This is a genomic window from Thermomonas sp. XSG (genome assembly GCF_014678725.1).
Lineage (GTDB): Bacteria > Pseudomonadota > Gammaproteobacteria > Xanthomonadales > Xanthomonadaceae > Thermomonas.
In genome coordinates, this window is sequence record NZ_CP061497.1 from 2,690,624 (window position 1) to 2,708,585 (window position 17,962).

General features: G+C 69.6%; 19 protein-coding genes. 12 read left to right on the top strand and 7 right to left on the bottom strand.

Annotated elements, in window-relative coordinates; genetic code table 11:
* Window positions 1–42: 42 nt before the first annotated feature.
* Both ICG51_RS12625 and ICG51_RS12630 read right to left on the bottom strand, forming a co-directional pair.
* Entirely contained in the window at window positions 43–513 is a 471-nt protein-coding gene (locus ICG51_RS12625; RefSeq protein WP_190280691.1) for a peroxiredoxin, read from the bottom strand.
* Window positions 513–1,115 (bottom strand): glycine cleavage system protein R, encoded by a 603-nt coding sequence (locus ICG51_RS12630; RefSeq protein WP_190280692.1) that lies wholly within the window; start codon window positions 1,113–1,115, stop codon window positions 513–515. The genes ICG51_RS12625 and ICG51_RS12630 overlap by 1 nt, the downstream gene beginning before the upstream one ends.
* A 120-nt stretch (window positions 1,116–1,235) precedes the next feature.
* Between ICG51_RS12630 and dapA the strand changes: the two genes are divergently transcribed.
* Together dapA and ICG51_RS12640 are read left to right on the top strand one after the other, a co-directional pair.
* Entirely contained in the window at window positions 1,236–2,138 is a 903-nt protein-coding gene (gene dapA, locus ICG51_RS12635; protein ID WP_190280693.1) for a 4-hydroxy-tetrahydrodipicolinate synthase, read from the top strand.
* A 21-nt stretch (window positions 2,139–2,159) separates the two neighbouring features.
* The gene (locus tag ICG51_RS12640) at window positions 2,160–2,666 is read left to right on the top strand and encodes a hypothetical protein (RefSeq protein WP_190282478.1); all 507 of its coding nucleotides are present in this window, start codon (window positions 2,160–2,162) and stop codon (window positions 2,664–2,666) included.
* Window positions 2,667–2,944: 278 nt separating this feature from the next.
* Here the strand turns inward: ICG51_RS12640 and fdxA are convergent, their stop codons facing one another.
* The 4 genes from fdxA to cysS form a co-directional block, all read right to left on the bottom strand.
* Window positions 2,945–3,268 (bottom strand): ferredoxin FdxA, encoded by a 324-nt coding sequence (gene fdxA / locus ICG51_RS12645; protein WP_190280694.1) that lies wholly within the window; start codon window positions 3,266–3,268, stop codon window positions 2,945–2,947.
* A 58-nt stretch (window positions 3,269–3,326) separates the two neighbouring features.
* A complete protein-coding gene (locus tag ICG51_RS12650; protein ID WP_190280695.1) occupies window positions 3,327–4,556 on the bottom strand; it encodes an MFS transporter in 1,230 nt (409 codons plus the stop codon).
* On the bottom strand, window positions 4,553–4,996 hold the full coding sequence (locus ICG51_RS12655) for a SufE family protein (protein ID WP_190280696.1): 444 nt from the start codon (window positions 4,994–4,996) through the stop codon (window positions 4,553–4,555). Before ICG51_RS12655 ends, ICG51_RS12650 begins: the two co-directional genes overlap by 4 nt.
* A gap of 120 nt (window positions 4,997–5,116) precedes the next feature.
* On the bottom strand, window positions 5,117–6,511 hold the full coding sequence (gene cysS, locus ICG51_RS12660) for a cysteine--tRNA ligase (RefSeq protein ID WP_190280697.1): 1,395 nt from the start codon (window positions 6,509–6,511) through the stop codon (window positions 5,117–5,119).
* A gap of 104 nt (window positions 6,512–6,615) precedes the next feature.
* On the opposite strand from cysS, the gene ICG51_RS12665 reads away from it, so the two are divergent.
* From ICG51_RS12665 to ICG51_RS12710, 10 genes are all read left to right on the top strand, one after another.
* Window positions 6,616–7,062: a hypothetical protein gene (locus tag ICG51_RS12665; protein WP_190280698.1), complete on the top strand. Its 447-nt coding sequence runs from the start codon at window positions 6,616–6,618 to the stop codon at window positions 7,060–7,062.
* 242 nt (window positions 7,063–7,304) lie between these two features.
* Window positions 7,305–8,312, top strand: coding sequence for an N-acetylornithine carbamoyltransferase (locus tag ICG51_RS12670; protein ID WP_190282479.1), 1,008 nt, complete (start codon window positions 7,305–7,307; stop codon window positions 8,310–8,312).
* Window positions 8,313–8,351: 39 nt separating this feature from the next.
* Window positions 8,352–9,572 (top strand): argininosuccinate synthase, encoded by a 1,221-nt coding sequence (locus ICG51_RS12675; protein WP_190280699.1) that lies wholly within the window; start codon window positions 8,352–8,354, stop codon window positions 9,570–9,572.
* A complete protein-coding gene (locus tag ICG51_RS12680) occupies window positions 9,565–10,668 on the top strand; it encodes an acetylornithine deacetylase (RefSeq protein ID WP_190280700.1) in 1,104 nt (367 codons plus the stop codon). The genes ICG51_RS12675 and ICG51_RS12680 overlap by 8 nt, the downstream gene beginning before the upstream one ends.
* Before the next feature lie 23 nt (window positions 10,669–10,691).
* Entirely contained in the window at window positions 10,692–12,011 is a 1,320-nt protein-coding gene (locus ICG51_RS12685) for an acetylglutamate kinase (RefSeq protein ID WP_190282480.1), read from the top strand.
* A complete protein-coding gene (argC, locus tag ICG51_RS12690) occupies window positions 12,008–12,973 on the top strand; it encodes an N-acetyl-gamma-glutamyl-phosphate reductase (protein ID WP_190280701.1) in 966 nt (321 codons plus the stop codon). Before ICG51_RS12685 ends, argC begins: the two co-directional genes overlap by 4 nt.
* Window positions 12,970–14,262 (top strand): argininosuccinate lyase, encoded by a 1,293-nt coding sequence (locus tag ICG51_RS12695; protein ID WP_190280702.1) that lies wholly within the window; start codon window positions 12,970–12,972, stop codon window positions 14,260–14,262. Before argC ends, ICG51_RS12695 begins: the two co-directional genes overlap by 4 nt.
* Complete coding sequence (locus ICG51_RS12700; protein WP_223809453.1) at window positions 14,259–14,528, top strand: YciI family protein; 270 nt, start codon at window positions 14,259–14,261, stop codon at window positions 14,526–14,528. The genes ICG51_RS12695 and ICG51_RS12700 overlap by 4 nt, the downstream gene beginning before the upstream one ends.
* A 3-nt stretch (window positions 14,529–14,531) precedes the next feature.
* Entirely contained in the window at window positions 14,532–15,701 is a 1,170-nt protein-coding gene (gene proB / locus ICG51_RS12705; RefSeq protein WP_190280703.1) for a glutamate 5-kinase, read from the top strand.
* Window positions 15,698–16,966, top strand: a complete 1,269-nt coding sequence (locus ICG51_RS12710) for a glutamate-5-semialdehyde dehydrogenase (protein ID WP_190280704.1) — start codon at window positions 15,698–15,700, stop codon at window positions 16,964–16,966. Before proB ends, ICG51_RS12710 begins: the two co-directional genes overlap by 4 nt.
* 16 nt (window positions 16,967–16,982) lie before the next feature.
* Here ICG51_RS12710 and motB read toward each other — a convergent pair whose 3' ends face one another.
* Complete coding sequence (gene motB / locus ICG51_RS12715) at window positions 16,983–17,960, bottom strand: flagellar motor protein MotB (RefSeq protein WP_190280705.1); 978 nt, start codon at window positions 17,958–17,960, stop codon at window positions 16,983–16,985.
* Window positions 17,961–17,962: the final 2 nt, after the last annotated feature.

Below are 17,962 nucleotides of genomic sequence, written 5' to 3' on the forward strand. Positions count from 1 at the left end.
CCCGCGGAGCGGGGCAGTGGGCAAGGATGGAAACGGGGACGGTCACGTGGCCTGCGCGGCCTGCACTGCGTCTAGCACGGCCCGTGCATGGCCGGGGACCTTCACCGGCTGCCATTTCTGGCGCACCACGCCGGCGGGATCGATCAGGAAGGTGCTGCGGACAATGCCGACGTATTCGCGGCCATACAGTTTCTTCGGCTGCACCACCCCGAACGCGTCGCAGAGCGCGCCGTCGGCATCGCTGACCAGGTCGAACCTGAACCCCTGCTTGGTGCAGAAGTTCCTGTGCGACTTCAGCGAGTCCTTGGACACGCCCAGCACGGTTGCGCCGGCGTCGTTGAACTCGGGCAGCAGCGCGTTGAAGTCCAGCCCTTCGGTGGTGCAGCCGGGGGTGGAGTCCTTGGGGTAGAAGTACAGCACCAGCCAGCGGCCGGCATAGTCGCCAAGCGTGGCGGACTTGTCGCTGGAAAGCGCGAGCGGCAGGTCGGGGATGCGGTCGCCGGTGTCGAGCATCAGTACTTCATCGGATCCATGATGGCGTCGAGGTTCAGATGGTCGCAGAACTCGAGGAAATCGTCGCGCAGCGCGGCGATGTGCATGTCCGCCGGCACCCCGATGGTCAGCTGCGCCGAGAACATGTCGGCGCCGGTCTGCATCGCCCGGTAGCGCGAACAGTGCAGGCTTTCGATGGTGATGCACTGATGGTCGAAGAAGTCGGCCAGCTGGAACAGGATGCCCGGCTTGTCGGCGGCGATCACTTCCACCACGTACGGCAGCAGGCTGGACTGCAGCGCCTTCGGACCGGTGCGGTACCACACCAGCTTCAGGCCTTCCTCGCGCTCCAGCTTGGTCAGCATGGTCTCGAGCTTGGCCACCGCGTCCCAGGAGCCCGTGACCAGCGCGGTGACCGACACGTCCCGCCCCACCGTGGCCAGCCGCGTATCGACCAGGTTGCAGCCTGAGTCGGCGATGCGGCGGGTGACGGCCAGCAGCGGCGACTGCGGATGCGTGGTGTACGCGTTGATCAGCAGGTGGTTCTCGTTCGGCTGGGGCCGTGGGGCGGCGGTTTTGCTCAAAGCGGGGGATCCAGACGTGGGGAAGTGCCGCCAGTACATGGCAGCATGGTCGCCAGCATACTTGCCGGCGCTTTCGAGCCGCAAGTAAGATCAAGGCCATACGCGAGTTTCCCCCATGCGCCCCGCGTCCCGCGCGGCGCCTTGCCCGAGCCTTTCCCCTTGCGACTTTCCGGCAGCATCACCGCCCTGGCGACGCCGTTCACGGCCGCCGGCGATATCGATTTCTCCGCCTGGGAGCGGCTGCTGCATGCGCAGCTGGAGGCGGGCACGCAGGCGGTAGTGGTGGCGGGATCCACCGGCGAGGCCGCCGCGCTGTTCGATGACGAGTACGACCGCCTGCTGGCCGCCGCGGTGGAGTTCGCGGCCGGCCGGATGCCGGTGCTGGCCGGTACCGGCCAGTCCAATACCGCCAAGACCGTCCGCTTCAACCGGCGGGTGGCCGCGCTGGGCGCGGATGCCGCGCTGGTGGTGACACCCCCCTACGTGCGCCCCACCCAGGCCGGATTGCTGGCGCATTTCCGCGCGGTGGCCGACGACGGCGGGCTGCCGGTGGTGCTGTACAACGTGCCCGGCCGCACCGGCTGCGACATGGTGCCGGATACCGTCGGCGAGCTTTCGGTGCACGCCAACATCGTCGGCATCAAGGAAGCGCGCGGCGAGGAGGACCGGATGGCGGCGCTGTTGCCGCTGCGCCGCGAGGATTTCGCGGTGCTCAGCGGCGATGACCCCACCGCGGTGCGTGCCATGCTGGCCGGCGCCGACGGGGTGGTGTCGGTCGCCTCCAACGTGGTCCCGGCCACCTTCCGCCGCCTGTGCGACCTGGCCTGCGGCGGCGATGCGGCCGGAGCGCAGGCGCTGGACGAGGCGCTGGCCGAGCTCTACCACTTCCTCGGGGTGGAACCCAATCCGATCCCGGTGAAGGCGCTGCTGGCGCTGGCCGGCATCGGCCATGGCCTGCGCCTGCCGCTGCAACCGCTATCATCCGCGCATGCCGGGCAGGCCGCCCGCCTGCACGCGGCCATCCGTCAACTCGAACAACGCAGCCGCGCCGACGCGGCCTGACAGGAGATCCAGATGCACCGCATGTTCCGCGCGTCCACGGCCGCCCCGCTCGTCGCCATCCTGCTGGCAACCAGCCTGTCCGGCTGCCACTGGTTCAAGAAGAAGAACGAGCTGTACACCCAGAGCGGCGAATCGCGCCCGCTGGAAGTGCCGCCGGACCTGGACCGTCCCGCGGCCGACCGGGCCATGGCGCTGCCGACCGTCGGCAGCAGCGTCACTGCTTCCGGCGCGCAGGCGGCCCGGCCGGGTGCAGTCGCCCCGGTGGGCTTCAACGCCGCAGGCGAGCGCGACGCCGTCTTCGCCAAGGTCGGCGAAGTGCTGGCCACCACCAGCGGCGTGAAGGTTGCCAGCAAGGCCGAGATCCTCGGCACTTACGACGTCGACTACATGGACAGCAAGTTCCTGGTGCGCGTGACCAAGGCGGGCGAGGGTACCTATGTCTCCGCGGTGGATCCGCGCGGCCTGCCGCCCAGCGGCGAGGCCGCGGGCAAGCTGATCGGCGCGCTCAAGGCGGCGATCGCTCCGTAACGCGGGCGCTCCCTGCGGCTGGCCCGGGGGTTGGATGCAGTCCCCGGGGCGCGTTGCCAGGACATCCTGCGTGCGCTTCGCGTCTCCCGCACCAGGCCTCGTTCGTTCTGGGTCGCGTCATGCGCGATCCAGAACGCCGCGCTGGTGTGGCAGATGCGTTCGGCAAGCGCCCGCCGCGATGTGTGCAGGCAAGTAGATCGCATGCGCGGCCGGTGTGGCCGCGTTGCGCGGCAATTCGGCGCGTCGCGGGCGGCGAATGGCCGGTGGACCCCGCCGGATCAGCGTTCCAGCAGCGGCAGTTTGTCCGGCTTGCCGTCCCATTCCGCGGCGTCGGCCGGCGGATCCTTGCGCACCGTCAGCACCGGCCATTCCTTTGCCAGTTCGGCGTTCAGGCCGATGAATACTTCCTGGCCTGCGGGGACGTCCTCTTCCGGGAAGATCGCGCCCACCGGGCACTCGGGCTCGCACAGGGTGCAGTCGATGCACTCGTCGGGGTCGATCACCAGGAAGTTCGGGCCCTCGTGGAAGCAATCGACCGGGCACACCTCGACGCAGTCGGTGTGCTTGCACTTGATGCAGTTTTCGGTGACGACAAAGGGCATGGCGCGAATTCCGTGGAGCGTTGCTGCGAAGTGCGTAGTTTAACGCGGGCGGCGCCGGTTACTGCAGTTCGCGCAGGTCCAGCCGGCGCAGGCGCGGGGCCAGCCGGGCGGTGGTGGCGACGACGCCCAGAGTCACGAACCCGCCCACGATCATCGCCGGCACCAGCCCCATCAGTCTCGCCATCACACCGTCGTAGAAGGCGCCCAGTTCGTTCGAGGAGCTGACGAAGATACCGTTGATCGACGACACCCGGCCGCGCATCTCGTCCGGGGTGACCAGCTGCATGATGGTGGAGCGCATCACCACCGACACGCCGTCGCAGACGCCGTACAGCACCAGCAGCAGCGTCGACAACCACAGGTGGCGGGACAGCGCGAAGGCCATGGTGCACAGGCCGAAGCAGGCCACCGCCAGCAGCAAAACCCGCCCGGCATGCCGCTGCAGCGGGTGGCGGGTCAGCCACAGCGCGATCACGATGGAGCCGACCGCCGGCGCGGCGCGCAGGATGCCCAGCGCCTCGGGACCTTCGTGCAGGATGTCCTTGATGAAGGCCGGCAGCATCGACATCGCCCCGCCCAGCAGCACCCAGAACATGTCCAGCGCCATCGCGCCCAGCATGATCTGGTTGCCCGCGACGAAGCGTGCGCCCTCGGCGATGCTGCGGAAGATCGGGCCGCGCTGTTGCGGCAGGGCTGGCTCGGACACCGGCATCGCCAGCAGGGTGGCGGCGGCCAGCAGGGCGACCGCCGTGCCCACCGCATAGGCCACGGGCTTGCCCGCCGCCCCCACCAGCACGCCGCCGGCGGCCGGGCCAAGCACCAGCCCGATCTGGAACACCACACTGCCCAGGCTGGCACCGTGGCCGAACTGGGCGCGCTGCAGCACGCGCGCGAACAGCGCGTTGTAGACGGGGCCGAGGAAGGAGCGGCCGATGCCGCCTACCGCCACCGCCAGATAGATGGGCCAGGTGCCATGGGTGGGCAGGGCGCCGCTCGCAATCAGCGCCAGCACGCCGGCATTGACCGCCAGCAGGGTGCAGGCCGCCGCACCCAGCTTGCGCCGCGGCAGGTGGTCGACCAGATACCCGGAGAAAGGCGCGATGCAGAAATACGGCACCACTTCCGCCAGCCCCACCAGCCCCAGCGCCAGCGGATCACCGGTGAGCTCGTAGATGTGCCAGCCGACCGTGACCGCGACGATCTGGTAGGACAGCAGGGTGCAGATGCGGTACAGCAGCAGCCAGCGGAAGCCGCGGCTGTGCAGCGGCGGGGCCGGCGCCGCGCTCATTCCGGCAGGGCGGCGCGGGCGCGTTCGCGGATGAAGGCCAGCAGCGCGGCCAGGCCGTTGCTGCGGGTCGGCGACAGGTGCTTGGACAGCCCGATGGAGGCGATGTAGTCCGGCTCGGTGGCGATGATTTCCGCCGCGCTGCGCCCGGAATACACGCGCAGGGCCAGGTAGACCAGGCCCGAGACGATGGCGGAGTCGCTGATCGAGTGGAAATCGAGCCGCTCCGCATCACCGTCTGCCACGATCCAGACCAGCGACTGGCAGCCCTGCAGGCGATGCTCCTCGGTCTTCCATGCGTCGGGGAACTCGGGCAGCTTGCGGCCGAGGTCGATCAGGTACTGGTAGCGCTCCGACCAGTCGCCGAAGAAGCCGAATTCATCGGCAATGGCAGCTTGGGCGTCGGCGGCGGTAGGCTCGAGCGGGAAGGGGGAGTTGGTCATGTCGTTCCTTGGGACTTGCTTGTTGCCCTCCATGGCGCTGCAACCATTGATCCTGTTCGTCCGGCCCGGCCATCCATGGACGGGTGCCCGGCAGCGCAGCCGGTGCCGACAGGACGCCGGCTAGATGCGCTTCCTCACCCAGCGCACGCCCTGCGGCGTGTCCTCAAGCAGGATGCCTTCGTCGGCCAGCTGCTGGCGGATTGCGTCGGCGCGGGCGAAGTCGCGGGCCTGCTTGGCGGCGCCGCGTTCGTCCACCAGCGCCTGGATGCGGGCGTCGTCGTCACCGGAGGCGCCGCGCGCGAACCAGTCGGCCGGCGCCTGCTGCAGGAGTCCCAGTACCATGCCGGCGCCCAGCAGCTGCGCCTTCAGCGCGGCCTTGTCTTCCGTCGATGTGGCCTTGCGCGCCTCGCCGGCGATGCGGGCGATCTCCGCGAGCGCCGCCGGGGTGTTGAGGTCGTCATCCAGCGCCGCCTCGATGCTGGCCGGCGTGGCCGGCACGGCATCGACATCCGCCAGGTCGCGAAGGGTGCCGTACAGCCGGTCCAGCGTGCGCACGCACTGCTCGATCAGCCCGTCCGACCATTCCAGCGGCTGCCGGTAGTGCGCGGAGAGCAGCGCGTAGCGCAGCGCTTCCGGTGGGTGCTGCCGCACCAGGTCGTGCACGCGCTGGATGTTGCCGACCGACTTGGCCATCTTGGCGCCGCCGAAGTTCAGCATGCCGTTGTGCAGCCAGAACCGCGCGAACGGCTTGCCGCCGTGGGCGCATTCGCTCTGCGCCACTTCGTTCTCGTGGTGCGGGAACTGCAGGTCCACGCCGCCGGCATGGATGTCGATGGTCTCGCCCAGGTGGGCTTCCGCCATCGCCGAGCATTCGATATGCCAACCCGGGCGGCCGCGGCCCCAGGGTGATTCCCAGCCCGGCAGGTCGTCGCTGGAGGGCTTCCACAGCACGAAGTCGCCGGGGTCGCGCTTGTACGGCGCCACTTCCACCCGGGCGCCGGCCAGCATCTCGTCGGTGTCGCGGCGCGACAGCTTGCCGTAGCCGTCGAAGCTTCCCACCGCGAACAGCACGTGGCCTTCCGCCGCGTAGGCGTGGCCATCGGCTATCAGGCGCTCGATCATCGCGATCATCTGCGGCATGTGCGCGGTGGCGGCCGGCTCGATGTCCGGGGCGAACGCGCCGGAAACGCCCAATGCCGCCATGTCCTCGCGGTAGGCGTCGGCGTATTTGTCGGTGATCGCGGAGATCGGCGTGCCGAGGTCCTTCGCCGCAGCGTTGATCTTGTCGTCCACGTCGGTGATGTTGCGGGCGTAGCGCAGGCCGCCGTAGCGGCGCCGCAGCAGTGCGGCCAGCACCCCGAACACCACCGGCCCGCGGGCGTTGCCGATGTGCACGTAGTTGTAGACGGTGGGCCCGCACACGTACATGGTTGGGCACCCGGGCGACAGCGGTGCGAAAGGCTCGGTCCGGCGGCTCAGGGTGTTGTAGAGGTGGAGCGGGTTGGAGGGGCTCATGGCGGCACGCGCTTGGGATACGCCATTGTAGCGGCCGCGCGGCGCCGGCCGCCGCGACAGCGTTGATTCATGCGGTGCCTGCCGCGGGCCGATAAACTCCGCGCATGTCCGCTTCCCGAAACCTCGCTGCCTTGTGCCTGCCCCTGGGCCTGTTCGCGATGGCCCCGGCGTTCGCCCAGGACGCCACGCGCGAGGTCGTGCTGCCGGTCGAGAACGTGCGCTACGACTATGCGCAGGTGCTGTCGGTGCGACCGGTCTACCAGACCCTGCGCACCACGTCGATGGAGCGGGTCTGCGACCCCCGAGAGCCGGCCGTCAGCGCCACCCTGGCGCGGGTGATGAGCGCGGTGCGCATCCGCGGGGACGACCGCAAGGCGGAAGACGAGGCGCGCAACTGCCGGATGGAGCCGGTGGCCAAGGAACACCGCCGCATCATCGCTTACGACGTGGACTACATGTACCGCGGAAGCAAGTTCCGCACCCGCATGGATCGCGACCCCGGCAACCGGCTGCGCATCCGCGTCTCGATCGCCCCCCAGCCCTTCGACTGATCGCTTGCGCCGGACCTCCCGGCATGCGAGCATGCCGCCCCGATGAACGCCCAACTCGCCACGCGTCACGCTGACTCTGCCCGGATGGCCTCCGGCATGACCTCGCGTGCGCGCCGACCGGAATCCTCACATCCTGCTGGGTAATCCGGACGCGTCCTCGTGCTTCACCATCCGAACCCAGCCCCCAGGCTGGGTTTTTGCGTTTCTGGGCCCCGAAAACATCCCCCTTCCCACCGAGTCGACTGCCGATGAAGCACTTCCTCAACACCCAGGACTGGAGCCGCCCCGACCTGGACACCCTGCTGGCGCAGGCCGCCGCGTTCAAGCGCAGCAAGCTCGGCGACGCCATGAAGGGCCGCTCGATCGCGCTGGTCTTCTTCAATCCGTCCATGCGCACCCGCACCAGCTTCGAGCTGGGTGCGTTCCAGCTGGGCGGCCATGCCGTGGTGCTGCAGCCTGGCAAGGACGCGTGGCCGATCGAGTTCGACCTCGGTACCGTGATGGACGGTGACACCGAGGAGCACATCGCCGAGGTGGCGCGGGTGCTGGCGCGCTACGTGGACCTGATCGGCGTGCGCGCCTTCCCCAAGTTCGTCGACTGGTCGGTGGACCGCGAGGACCGGGTGCTCAAGGCCTTCGCGAAGTACTCGACGGTGCCGGTCATCAACATGGAGACCATCACCCATCCCTGCCAGGAGCTGGCCCACGCGCTGGCGCTGCAGGAGCACTTCGGCACCACCGACCTGCGCGGCAGGAAGTACGTGCTGACCTGGACCTACCACCCGAAGCCGCTGAACACCGCCGTGGCGAACTCGGCGCTGACCATCGCCACTCGCCTGGGCATGGACGTGACCCTGCTGTGCCCGACCCCGGACTACGTGCTGGACGAGCGCTACATGGGCTGGGCCGCGCAGAACGTGGCGGAAAGCGGCGGCTCGCTCCAGGTCAGCCACGACATCGAGAGCGCCTACGCCGGCGCCGACGTCGTCTATGCCAAGAGCTGGGGCGCGTTGCCGTTCTTCGGCAACTGGGAACCCGAGAAGCCGATCCGCGACCGCTACAAGCACTTCATCGTCGACGAGGCGAAGATGGCGCTGACCAACGACGGCGTGTTCTCGCACTGCCTGCCGCTGCGCCGCAACGTCAAGGCCACCGATGCGGTGATGGACTCCCCGCGCTGTATCGCCGTCGATGAAGCCGAAAACCGCCTGCACGTGCAGAAGGCCGTGATGGCCGCGCTGCTGCGCTGAGCCGCGCCCCCTTTCCCGTCCTCCCCCTCGGAAATCCCAATGACTGCCCCCAACGACTCCCGCGACATCGTCCTCGCCTTCTCCGGCGGCCTCGACACCAGCTTCTGCGTGCCCTACCTGAAGGAGCAGGGCTGGAACGTGCACACCGTGTTCGCCGACACCGGCGGCGTGGATGCCGAGGAGCGTGCCACCATCGAGGCCCGCGCCGCCGAGCTGGGCGTGGCCTCGCACGTCACCGTCGACGGCGGCCCTGCCATCTGGTCCGGCTTCGTGAAGCCCTTCGTGTGGGCGGGCGAGGGCTACCAGGGCCAGTACCCGCTGCTGGTCTCCGACCGCTACCTGATCGTCGACGCCAGCCTGGCCCGGGCCCGCGAGCTCGGCACCAATGCCATCGCCCACGGCTGCACCGGCATGGGTAACGACCAGGTGCGGTTCGACCTGGCGGTGAAGGCGCAGGGCGACTACCGCATCGTGGCGCCGATCCGCGAGATCCAGAAGCAGCACACCCAGACCCGCGCGTACGAGCAGGCCTACCTGGAGGAGCGCGGCTTCGGCGTGCGCGCCAAGCAGAAGGCCTACACGATCAACGAGAACCTGCTGGGCCTGACCATGTCCGGCGGCGAGATCGACGCCTGGGAGGCACCTGGCGAGGGTGCGCGCGGCTGGTGCGCGCGCCGCGAACAATGGCCGGCCGAAGCGCTGGAGGTGACGCTGCGCTTCGAGAACGGCGAAGCCGTGGCGCTGGACGGGCAGGAGCTGTCGGGCGAGAAGATCCTCGCCAAGCTCAACACCATGTTCGCCCAGTACGGCGTCGGCCGCGGCATGTACACCGGTGACACCACCATCGGCCTGAAGGGCCGCATCGTGTTCGAGGCGCCCGGTCTGGCCGCGTTGCTGGCCGCGCACCGTGCGCTCGAAGAGGCGGTGCTGACCAAGCAGCAGAACCGCTTCAAGCCCGACATCGCCCGCAAATGGGTGGAGCTGGTCTACGAGGGCTTCTTCCACGATCCCCTGAAGGCGGACCTGGAGGCTTTCCTGGCTTCCAGCCAGCGGACGGTGAACGGCGAGGTGGTGCTGCGCACCCAGGGTGGCCGGGTGGATGCCGTCGCCGTGCGCTCGCCGCATCTGCTGAACGCCAAGGGCGCCACCTACGCGCAGTCGGCCGACTGGGGCGTGGAGGAGGCCGAGGGCTTCATCAAGCTGTTCGGCATGAGCAGCACCCTGTGGGCCGAGGTGAATGGCGGGCAGGGCGGTGGCTGAGATGCTCGATGCGGTCCTGCGCCATCTCGAAGCGCTGGTGTCCTACGACACCCGCAACCCGCCGCGCCTGATCGGCACCGGCGGGATCTTCGACTACCTGCGCGCGCAGCTGCCGGGGTTCCGCTGCGAGGTCACCGACCATGGCGACGGCGCGGTTTCGCTGCTGGCCGTGCGCGGCAACCCGCGGCGGGTGTTCAACGTGCATCTGGACACGGTGCCGTCATCCTCCGCGTGGACGGCCGACCCGCTCAGCCTGCGGGTCACGCCGGACCGCGCCATTGGCCTCGGTGCCTGCGACATCAAGGGCGCTGCAGCCGGGCTGGTGGCAGCCGCCAACGCCACCACCGGGGACGCCGCGTTCCTGTTCTCCTCCGACGAGGAAGCCAACGACCCGCGCTGCATCGCCGCGTTCCTCGCCCGCGACCACGGCTTCAACGAGGCGATCATCGCCGAGCCCACCCGCTGCGAGGCGGTGCTGGCGCATCGCGGCATCAGTTCGGTGCTGCTGAAGTTCAAGGGCGAGGCCGGGCATGCCTCGGGCGCGAACGCGATGAACGCCAACGCCCTGCACCAGGCGATGCGCTGGGGTGCGAATGCCCTGGCGCTGGTCGAAGGTGAAGCCAGCGCGCGCTTCGGCGGGCTGACCGGCCTGCGTTTCAACATCGGCAAGGTCGAGGGCGGAATCAAGGCCAACGTGATCGCGCCGAGCGCGGAGGTGCGGTTCGGTTTCCGCCCGCTGCCGTCGCACGACATCGACACGCTGCACGTGCGCCTTGGCGCCTGCGCCGCGGTGGGTGCGCTGGAGCGCTATGAAGAGACCTTCCGCGGGCCTTCGCTGCCAGCCGGCGATATCGCGACCGCCGAGGAACGCCGCCTGGCCGCACGCGACCTGGCCGACGGGCTGGGCCTGCCGATCGGCAATGCCGTCGATTTCTGGACCGAGGCGTCCCTGTTCTCGCAGGCCGGCCTGACCGCGTTCGTCTACGGACCCGGCGACATCGCCCAGGCCCACACCGCCGACGAGTGGGTGGCGCTTGAGCAGCTGCAGCGCTATGCCGACTCCATCACCCGCATCCTTGGAACCGATCCCTCGTGACCCCGATCCTCTCCCCACACGCCGTGCACGATCCGCAGACCCGCCAGACCATCGTGCGGCTGCTGTCCAGCATGGGCAGCGCGAAGGAAATTTCGCAGTACCTGAAGCGTTTTTCGCAGCTGGACGCGGCGCGCTTCGCCGTGGTCAAGGTGGGCGGCGCGGTGCTGCGCGACGACCTCGACGCACTGGTGTCCTCGCTGGCCTTCCTGCAGGACGTGGGCCTGACGCCCATCGTCATCCACGGCGCTGGCCCGCAGCTGGACGTGGAGCTGTCCGCCGCCGGCATCGTCAAGCAGACCATCGACGGCCTGCGGGTGACCTCGCCGGAGGCGCTGGCCATCGTGCGCCGCGTGTTCCATGCGCAGAACCTGAAGCTGGTGGAGGCGTTGCAGGCGGCGGATGCACGCGCCACCTCGATCGTGTCCGGCGTGTTCGAGGCCGACTACATGGACCGCGAGCGCTACGGGCTGGTCGGCGACGTGAAGCGCGTCGACCTAGCGCCGATCCAGGCCAGCCTGCAGGCGGGTTCGATTCCGGTCATCGCCTCGCTGGGCGAGACCGTGGGGGGGCAGATCCTCAACGTCAACGCCGACTTCGCCGCCAACGAGCTGGTGCAGAAGCTGCAGCCCTACAAGATCGTGTTCCTGACCGGCACCGGCGGGTTGCTGGACGCCGAGGGCCGGGTCATCGACTCGATCAACCTGTCCACCGAGTACGACGACCTGATGCAGCAGCCGTGGATCGAGGGCGGCATGCGGGTGAAGATCGAGCAGATCAAGGACCTGCTGGACGGTCTGCCGCAGGCGTCGTCCGTGTCGATCACCCGGCCCGAAGAGCTGGCCAAGGAACTGTTCACCCACAAGGGTTCGGGCACGCTGGTGCGGCGCGGCGAGCGCGTGCTGCAGGGCGATGCCTGGACGGACTTCGACCTGCCACGGCTGCGCGGGCTGATCGAATCGGCGTTCGGACGCAAGCTGGTGCCGGACTATTTCGAGACCACCCGGCTGCATCGCGCCTACGTCAGCGAGAACTACCGCGCCGCGGTCATCCTCACCCGCGAAGAGGCCGGCGTGTACCTGGACAAGTTCGCGGTGCTGGACGAGGCGCAGGGCGAGGGCTTGGGCCGGGCGGTGTGGCTGGTGATGCGCGAGCAGAACCCCGCGCTGTTCTGGCGTTCGCGCCACGGCAACCCGGTCAACGCGTTCTACGACGCGGAGTCCGACGGCTGCATCAAGCAGGAGAAGTGGAAGGTGTACTGGTATGGCGATGCGGGCTTCCCGCTGATCGAACGCTATGTCGCGCTGTGCGCGCAGCGGCCGGCCACGCTGGAGGAGCCGGCGTGAGCGCGGCGATCAAGGTGGGCCTGGTCGGCGCGCGCGGCTACACCGGCGCGGAGCTGATCCGCCTGTTCGCGGCGCATCCGCGCTTCGAGCTGGCGTTCGTGACCTCGCGCGAGCTGGACGGCCAGCGCGTGGCCGACCACAACGCCGGCTTCGCGGGCGAGCTGCGCTACAGCTCGCCCGACTACCGCGACCTGCCGGGGCTGGGCGCCGACGCGGTGGTGCTGGCGCTGCCGAACGGCAAGGCCGCGCACATCGTCCAGCAGTTCGACGACGCCGGCGCCGATCCGGTCATCATCGACCTGTCCGCCGACTACCGCTTCGATCCGTCCTGGTACTACGGGCTGCCGGAGCTGACCCGCACGCGCTATGCCGGGCAAAGGCGCATCAGCAATCCGGGCTGCTATGCCACCGCGATGCAGCTGGCGATCGCGCCGATGCTGAACGTGCTGGACGGGCCGGTGCAGTGCTTCGGGGTCAGTGGCTATTCCGGCGCCGGCACCACGCCCAGCGACAGGAACAATGTCGAATTGCTGCGCGACAACCTGATGCCGTACGCGCTGGCCGGCCATGTCCACGAGCGCGAAGTGCCGCATCAGCTGGGCCATCCGGTGGAGTTCATGCCGCACGTCGCCCCGCATTTCCGTGGCATTACCTTGACCGCCAACCTGCACCTGTCGATCCCGTTCGAGCACGAGGAAGTGCTGGCGCGTTACCGCGGCCGCTATGCCGCGGAGCCGCTGGTGCGGGTGCAGGACGAGGCGCCGTGGGTCAGCCGGATTGCGGGCAAGCACCACGTCGAGATCGGCGGCTTCACCCTGTCCGGCGACGGCAAGAGGCTGGTGGTGGTGGCGACCGAGGACAACCTGCTCAAGGGCGCGGCCACCCAGGCACTGCAGAATCTCAACCTCGCCTTCGGGCTGGACGAACTGGCCGGCATTCCGGCTTACGAGGAGGCGGCATGAGCGATCTTCTGTGGCAGAAGCCCGGGGTGGCGGTGGACGCCGGTATCCAGGCCTTCCTGGCCGGCGACGACGTGCTGCTGGACCGCGCGTTCTTCCTGCACGATATCGCCGCGAGCACGGCCCACGCCGAAGGCCTGCAGCGCATCGGCATCCTCACCTTGGACGAACTGGGCGGGCTGAAGCGGGAGTTGGCCAATCTGGCCGATGATTTCAGCAACGGCACCTTCGTCCTCGACGATCGTTTCGAGGACGGCCATTCCGCCATCGAGGCACGACTGACCGAACGGCTGGGCGACGCCGGCCGCAAGATCCACACCGGGCGCAGCCGCAACGACCAGGTGCTGGTCGCCACCCGCCTGTGGCTGAAGGAAAAGCTGGCGCGACTGGCGGCGCTTTCCCGCGAGATCGCCAAGGTCGCGCTGGACCGCGCCGACGCGGAGCACGGCCTGCCCGTCCCCGGCTACACCCACATCCAGCGCGCGGTGGTGTCCTCGGCCGGCATGTGGTGGGCCGGCTGGGCCGAGGCCTTCATCGACGATGCCGTGCGCGCCGCCGACACCCTGGCGCTGGTGGACTGCAACCCGCTGGGCACCGCCGCCGGCTATGGCGTCAACCTGCGGCTGGACCGCGAGCACACCACCCGCGCGCTGGGCTTCGCGCGCATGCAGGTGTCGCCGGTCTACGCCCAGCTGTCGCGCGGCAAGTTCGAGCTGGCGGCGCTGGAAGCACTGGGCAGCGCCACCCTGGACCTGCGGCGGCTGGCCTGGGACCTGTCGCTGTTCACCAGTGCGGAGTTCGGTTTCGTCGCGCTGCCGCCGCAGTACACCACCGGCAGTTCGATCATGCCGAACAAGCGCAACCCCGACGTGATCGAACTGATGCGGGCCACCCATGCCAGCGTGGCCGCGGCGCGCACCGAAATCGAGCAGCTGCTGTCGCTGCCGTCCGGCTACCACCGCGACCTGCAGGCGTCCAAGGGGGCGATCTACCACGGCTTCGGCCGCGGCCTGGCGGCGCTGGAGTTGCTGCCGGCGCTGCTGGCCAACCTCGACTGGCGTGAAGACCGCCTGCGCGCGGCGATCGATTCCGGCATGTACGCCACCGACGTGGCGGTGGAGGCCGCTATCGCCGGCCTGCCGTTCCGCGAGGCCTACAAGGCCGCGGCGGCGAGCAGTGAAACGGCCGGGCAGGGCCGCACGCCGGAAGGCTCGCTGGCCGCGCGGACCTCGCCGGGCGCCACCGCGGACCTGCGACTGGACGTGCTGCGCGCGCGCTGGGAGGCGCTGTGAGCGCCACGCGCCTGCGCCATCTGGTGCTGGTGCTGCGCCGGCCTGGATTCGACGCCGGCCTGCTGCCGGCGCATGCCGCCTTCCTCGATGGACTGCGCGAACGCGGCGTGCTGGAAACCAGCGGCGGCTTCACCGACGGCAGCGGCGGCGCCTACCTGCTGCGCAGCATTGCCGGGGTGGAGGAGGCGCGCAGGATCGCGGCGGCCGATCCGCTGGCGGTGCATGGCGCATCGGACATCGTCGTCCACGAATGGAAGACGCATTGAGTGATGGACACGCAGGCCTTCCCCGCCCAGATCCTGCCGCCGTGGAAACGCGCGGTGCTGAAGGTCGGCAGCAGCCTGCTTGCCGCCGAGGGGGGGGGCCTGAGCCCGCGCTTCGCGCTGGGGCTGGCGCAGTTCGTGCTGGCCAGCCGCCAGGCCGGGCGCGAGGTGGTCATCGTGTCGTCCGGGGCGGTCGCGGCCGGGCGCGCGGTCCTGCCCCGGGCTGGCGGTGGGGCACCCACCATCGCCGCCAAGCAGGCACTGGCTGCGCTGGGACAGGCCCAGCTGATCGGTCTGTGGCAGCGCTTCTTCGAAGCGCCGGTGGCACAGGTCCTGTTGACCCATGAGGATCTGCGCGATCGCCGCCGCTACCTCAACGCGCGCAGCGCGCTGCTGGAGCTGTTGCGGCTGGGCGCGGTGCCGGTGGTCAACGAGAACGACACGGTCGCCGTCGATGAACTGAAACTCGGCGACAACGACAACCTCGCCGCTGCGGTGGCCTCGCTGGTGGATGCAGAGCTGTTGCTGATCGCCACAGATATTGCCGGCCTGTACAGCGGTCATCCCGGTCAGGACCCGGACGCGCAGCCGGTGGCGCGCGTCGAGACCATCACGCCGGCGGTACTGGCGATGGCCGGCGATGCCGGGGCGCTGGGCACGGGCGGCATGCGCACCAAGCTGGAAGCGGCCGCCAAGGCCGCGACCGCGGGCATCTCCACCGCGCTGTTCAGTGGCCGCGATGCCACTACCGTAGCGGCGCTGGGGCAGGGCAGGCTGCACGGCACCCTGGTGGATGCGCAGGGCAGCCGCCTGCGCGCCCGCAAGCAGTGGTTGCGGCATGCGCCCGCGGCAGGTGCGCTGAAGATCGACGCAGGCGCGTGCGCCGCATTGCTGCGCGGCGCTTCGCTGCTGCCCGGCGGCGTGCGCGCCGTGGCCGGCGATTTCCGCCGCGGCGACGTGATCGAGGTGCGGGCTGCGGACGGTAGTGTGCTGGCACGTGGCCAGGCGCAGTACAACGCGCAAGACGGTGCGCGCATCGCCGGTCGCCACAGCCGCGAGATCGAAGCCGTGCTGGGGTTCCACTACAACGAAGCGATGATCCACCGCGACGATCTGGTCCTGCTGCAGGCAGCCGGCCCGTCGCCCATCGACACCAACGGGGAGACCACGGCATGAGCGGTTACGTGCGCGAGCTGGCACTGGCGGCGCGCGCGGCGCAGGCGGCGATCGCCGCAGCCGACGCGGCAACCCGACGCGCCCTGCTGGAAGGCATGGCCGAACGGCTGCTGGACGGGCAGGACGCGATCCTTGCCGCCAACGGCGGCGATCTGGAACGTGCACGCCTGGCCGGGGCAGGCAAGGCGACCCTGGACCGCCTCGCGCTCAGCCCCGAGCGTGTGCGCGGCATGGCCGAGGCGCTGCGCGAGGTGGCCGCGCAGGACGATCCGCTGGGCGAAGTGACCCGCCGCGACGTACGTCCGAACGGGCTGGTGGTCGAACGCCAGCGCATCCCGCTGGGGCTGGTGGCGATGATCTACGAAGCACGGCCGAACGTGACCGCCGAGGCGGCGGCGCTGTGCCTGAAGGCCGGCAACGCGGTGTTGTTGCGCGGCGGCTCCGAGGCGGCCGCCAGCAATGCCGCCATTGCCCATTGCCTGCACGCGGCGCTGCGCGATGCCGGGTTGCCGGAAGCGGCGGTCTCGCTGGTCGCGGACACCGCGCGCGAACACGTGCTGGAACTGCTGCAGCTCACCGATCTGGTCGACCTGGCCATCCCGCGCGGCGGTGAAAGCCTGATCCGCTTCGTCGCCGAGCACGCGCGCGTGCCGGTGATCAAACACTACAAGGGCGTCTGCCACCTGTACGTGGACCGCGCCGCCGACGTGGAGCTTGCGCTGGGCCTGCTGATCGACGGCAAGGCCTCGCGCCCCGGTGTCTGCAATGCGCTGGAAACCCTGCTGGTGCACCGGGACATCGCCGCGGCGTTCCTGCCACGCGCGCTGGCGGCGCTGCAGGCCAGCGGGGTCGAGGCCCGCGGTGATGCAGCTACGCGCGCCTTCGATGCCTCGCTGGCCGAGGCCAGCGACGACGACTACGCCGCCGAGTTCCTCGATCTGGTCATTGCCGTCCGCGTGGTCGATTCACTGGAGGAGGCCATCGCCCATGTCCGGCGCTTCACCTCCGACCACACCGAAGTCATCGCCACCGGCGACCCGGCGGCGGCACAGGCGTTCGTGGATGCGGTGCGCAGCTCGGCGGTGATGGTCAACGCTAGCTCGCGCTTCAACGATGGCGGCCAGTTGGGGCTGGGGGCGGAGATCGGCATTTCCACCACCCGCCTGCACGCCTACGGCCCGATGGGCGTGGAGGCGCTGACCATCGAGCGTTTCGTGGTGCGGGGGCAGGGCCAACGCCGGCACGCAGCGCGGGCCGAACGCTGAGTCCACCCGGCGGGCCTCAGCCGCCGGGTTTGGCCGTCGGCGCGGGGGTTGCTGCCGGTGCAGGGGTTGTTGCCTGCGCGGATGTGGCTGCGGCCGCGGTCGGCGGTGCAATCGACGGCATCGCCTGGTTCCGGCTCAGGGCGGCGTCTTCCGCTTCCTTGGTCATGACCACGATGCTGATGCGGCGGTTGATCGGGTTGAGCGGATTGGCGGCATCGAACGGCACTGCCGGTCCGAAGCCGACCACCCGCACCACCTTGGCCGCCGCCATGCCGCCTTCCAGCAGCGCGCGGCGGGCGGCGTTGGCGCGATCCGCGCTCAGCTCCCAGTTGCTGTAGCCGATGCGGGTGGCGTAGTTGGCGGTGTCGGTATGGCCGGCCAGGCTGATGCGGTTGGGAACGCGGTTCACGAACCGCGCGATCTCGTGCAGGATCTCGCTGGTATAGGGCATCAGCTGGGCGCTGCCGAGGTCGAACATCGCCCGGTTCTGCTTGTCCACGATCTGGATGCGCAGGCCCTCCGGGGTGAGATCCAGCAGCAGCTGGTCCTTGAACGGCTCCAGTGCCTGGCTCTTGCTGATCGCTTCCTCCAGCTCCTTCTTCAGCGCTTCCAGCCGCTGCTTTTCCTGCTCGCGGCGCTGCGCCTCGGTGGGGTCGCCGGGCGTGCGGGTGAACTCGGCGCCGGGGCCTTTCGGCAGGTCCATGGTGCCTCCCAGCTTGATCATCGAATTGCTGGCGCCGCCGGGGCCGTTCATGCCGGGTGCGGGGGCCGGGCTGGCGCCGGCAATCGGGCTGGGGTTCTTGAAATAGTCCGAAACCGCCTCGCGCTGCTTGGTGGTCAGCGCCCCCACCAGCCACATCACCATGAAGAACGCCATCATCGCAGTGACGAAATCGGCATAGGCCACCTTCCAGGAGCCGCCGTGGTGGCCGCCGCCCTGGACCTTCTTCACCCGCCGGACGATGACGGTGGGCTTTTCGTCCTTGCCGGCCATGG

Excerpts from the sequence above, each read along its gene's own strand:
- ICG51_RS12625 (WP_190280691.1), bottom strand. The coding sequence starts at position 513 with ATGCTCGACACCGGCGACCGCATCCCCGACCTGCCGCTCGCGCTTTCC.
- ICG51_RS12630 (WP_190280692.1), bottom strand. The coding sequence starts at position 1,115 with ATGTACTGGCGGCACTTCCCCACGTCTGGATCCCCCGCTTTGAGCAAA.
- ICG51_RS12640 (WP_190282478.1), top strand. The coding sequence starts at position 2,160 with ATGTTCCGCGCGTCCACGGCCGCCCCGCTCGTCGCCATCCTGCTGGCA.
- fdxA (WP_190280694.1), bottom strand. The coding sequence starts at position 3,268 with ATGCCCTTTGTCGTCACCGAAAACTGCATCAAGTGCAAGCACACCGAC.
- ICG51_RS12650 (WP_190280695.1), bottom strand. The coding sequence starts at position 4,556 with ATGAGCGCGGCGCCGGCCCCGCCGCTGCACAGCCGCGGCTTCCGCTGG.
- ICG51_RS12655 (WP_190280696.1), bottom strand. The coding sequence starts at position 4,996 with ATGACCAACTCCCCCTTCCCGCTCGAGCCTACCGCCGCCGACGCCCAA.
- cysS (WP_190280697.1), bottom strand. The coding sequence starts at position 6,511 with ATGAGCCCCTCCAACCCGCTCCACCTCTACAACACCCTGAGCCGCCGG.
- ICG51_RS12665 (WP_190280698.1), top strand. The coding sequence starts at position 6,616 with ATGTCCGCTTCCCGAAACCTCGCTGCCTTGTGCCTGCCCCTGGGCCTG.
- ICG51_RS12675 (WP_190280699.1), top strand. The coding sequence starts at position 8,352 with ATGACTGCCCCCAACGACTCCCGCGACATCGTCCTCGCCTTCTCCGGC.
- ICG51_RS12695 (WP_190280702.1), top strand. The coding sequence starts at position 12,970 with ATGAGCGATCTTCTGTGGCAGAAGCCCGGGGTGGCGGTGGACGCCGGT.
- proB (WP_190280703.1), top strand. The coding sequence starts at position 14,532 with ATGGACACGCAGGCCTTCCCCGCCCAGATCCTGCCGCCGTGGAAACGC.
- ICG51_RS12710 (WP_190280704.1), top strand. The coding sequence starts at position 15,698 with ATGAGCGGTTACGTGCGCGAGCTGGCACTGGCGGCGCGCGCGGCGCAG.
- motB (WP_190280705.1), bottom strand. The coding sequence starts at position 17,960 with ATGGCCGGCAAGGACGAAAAGCCCACCGTCATCGTCCGGCGGGTGAAG.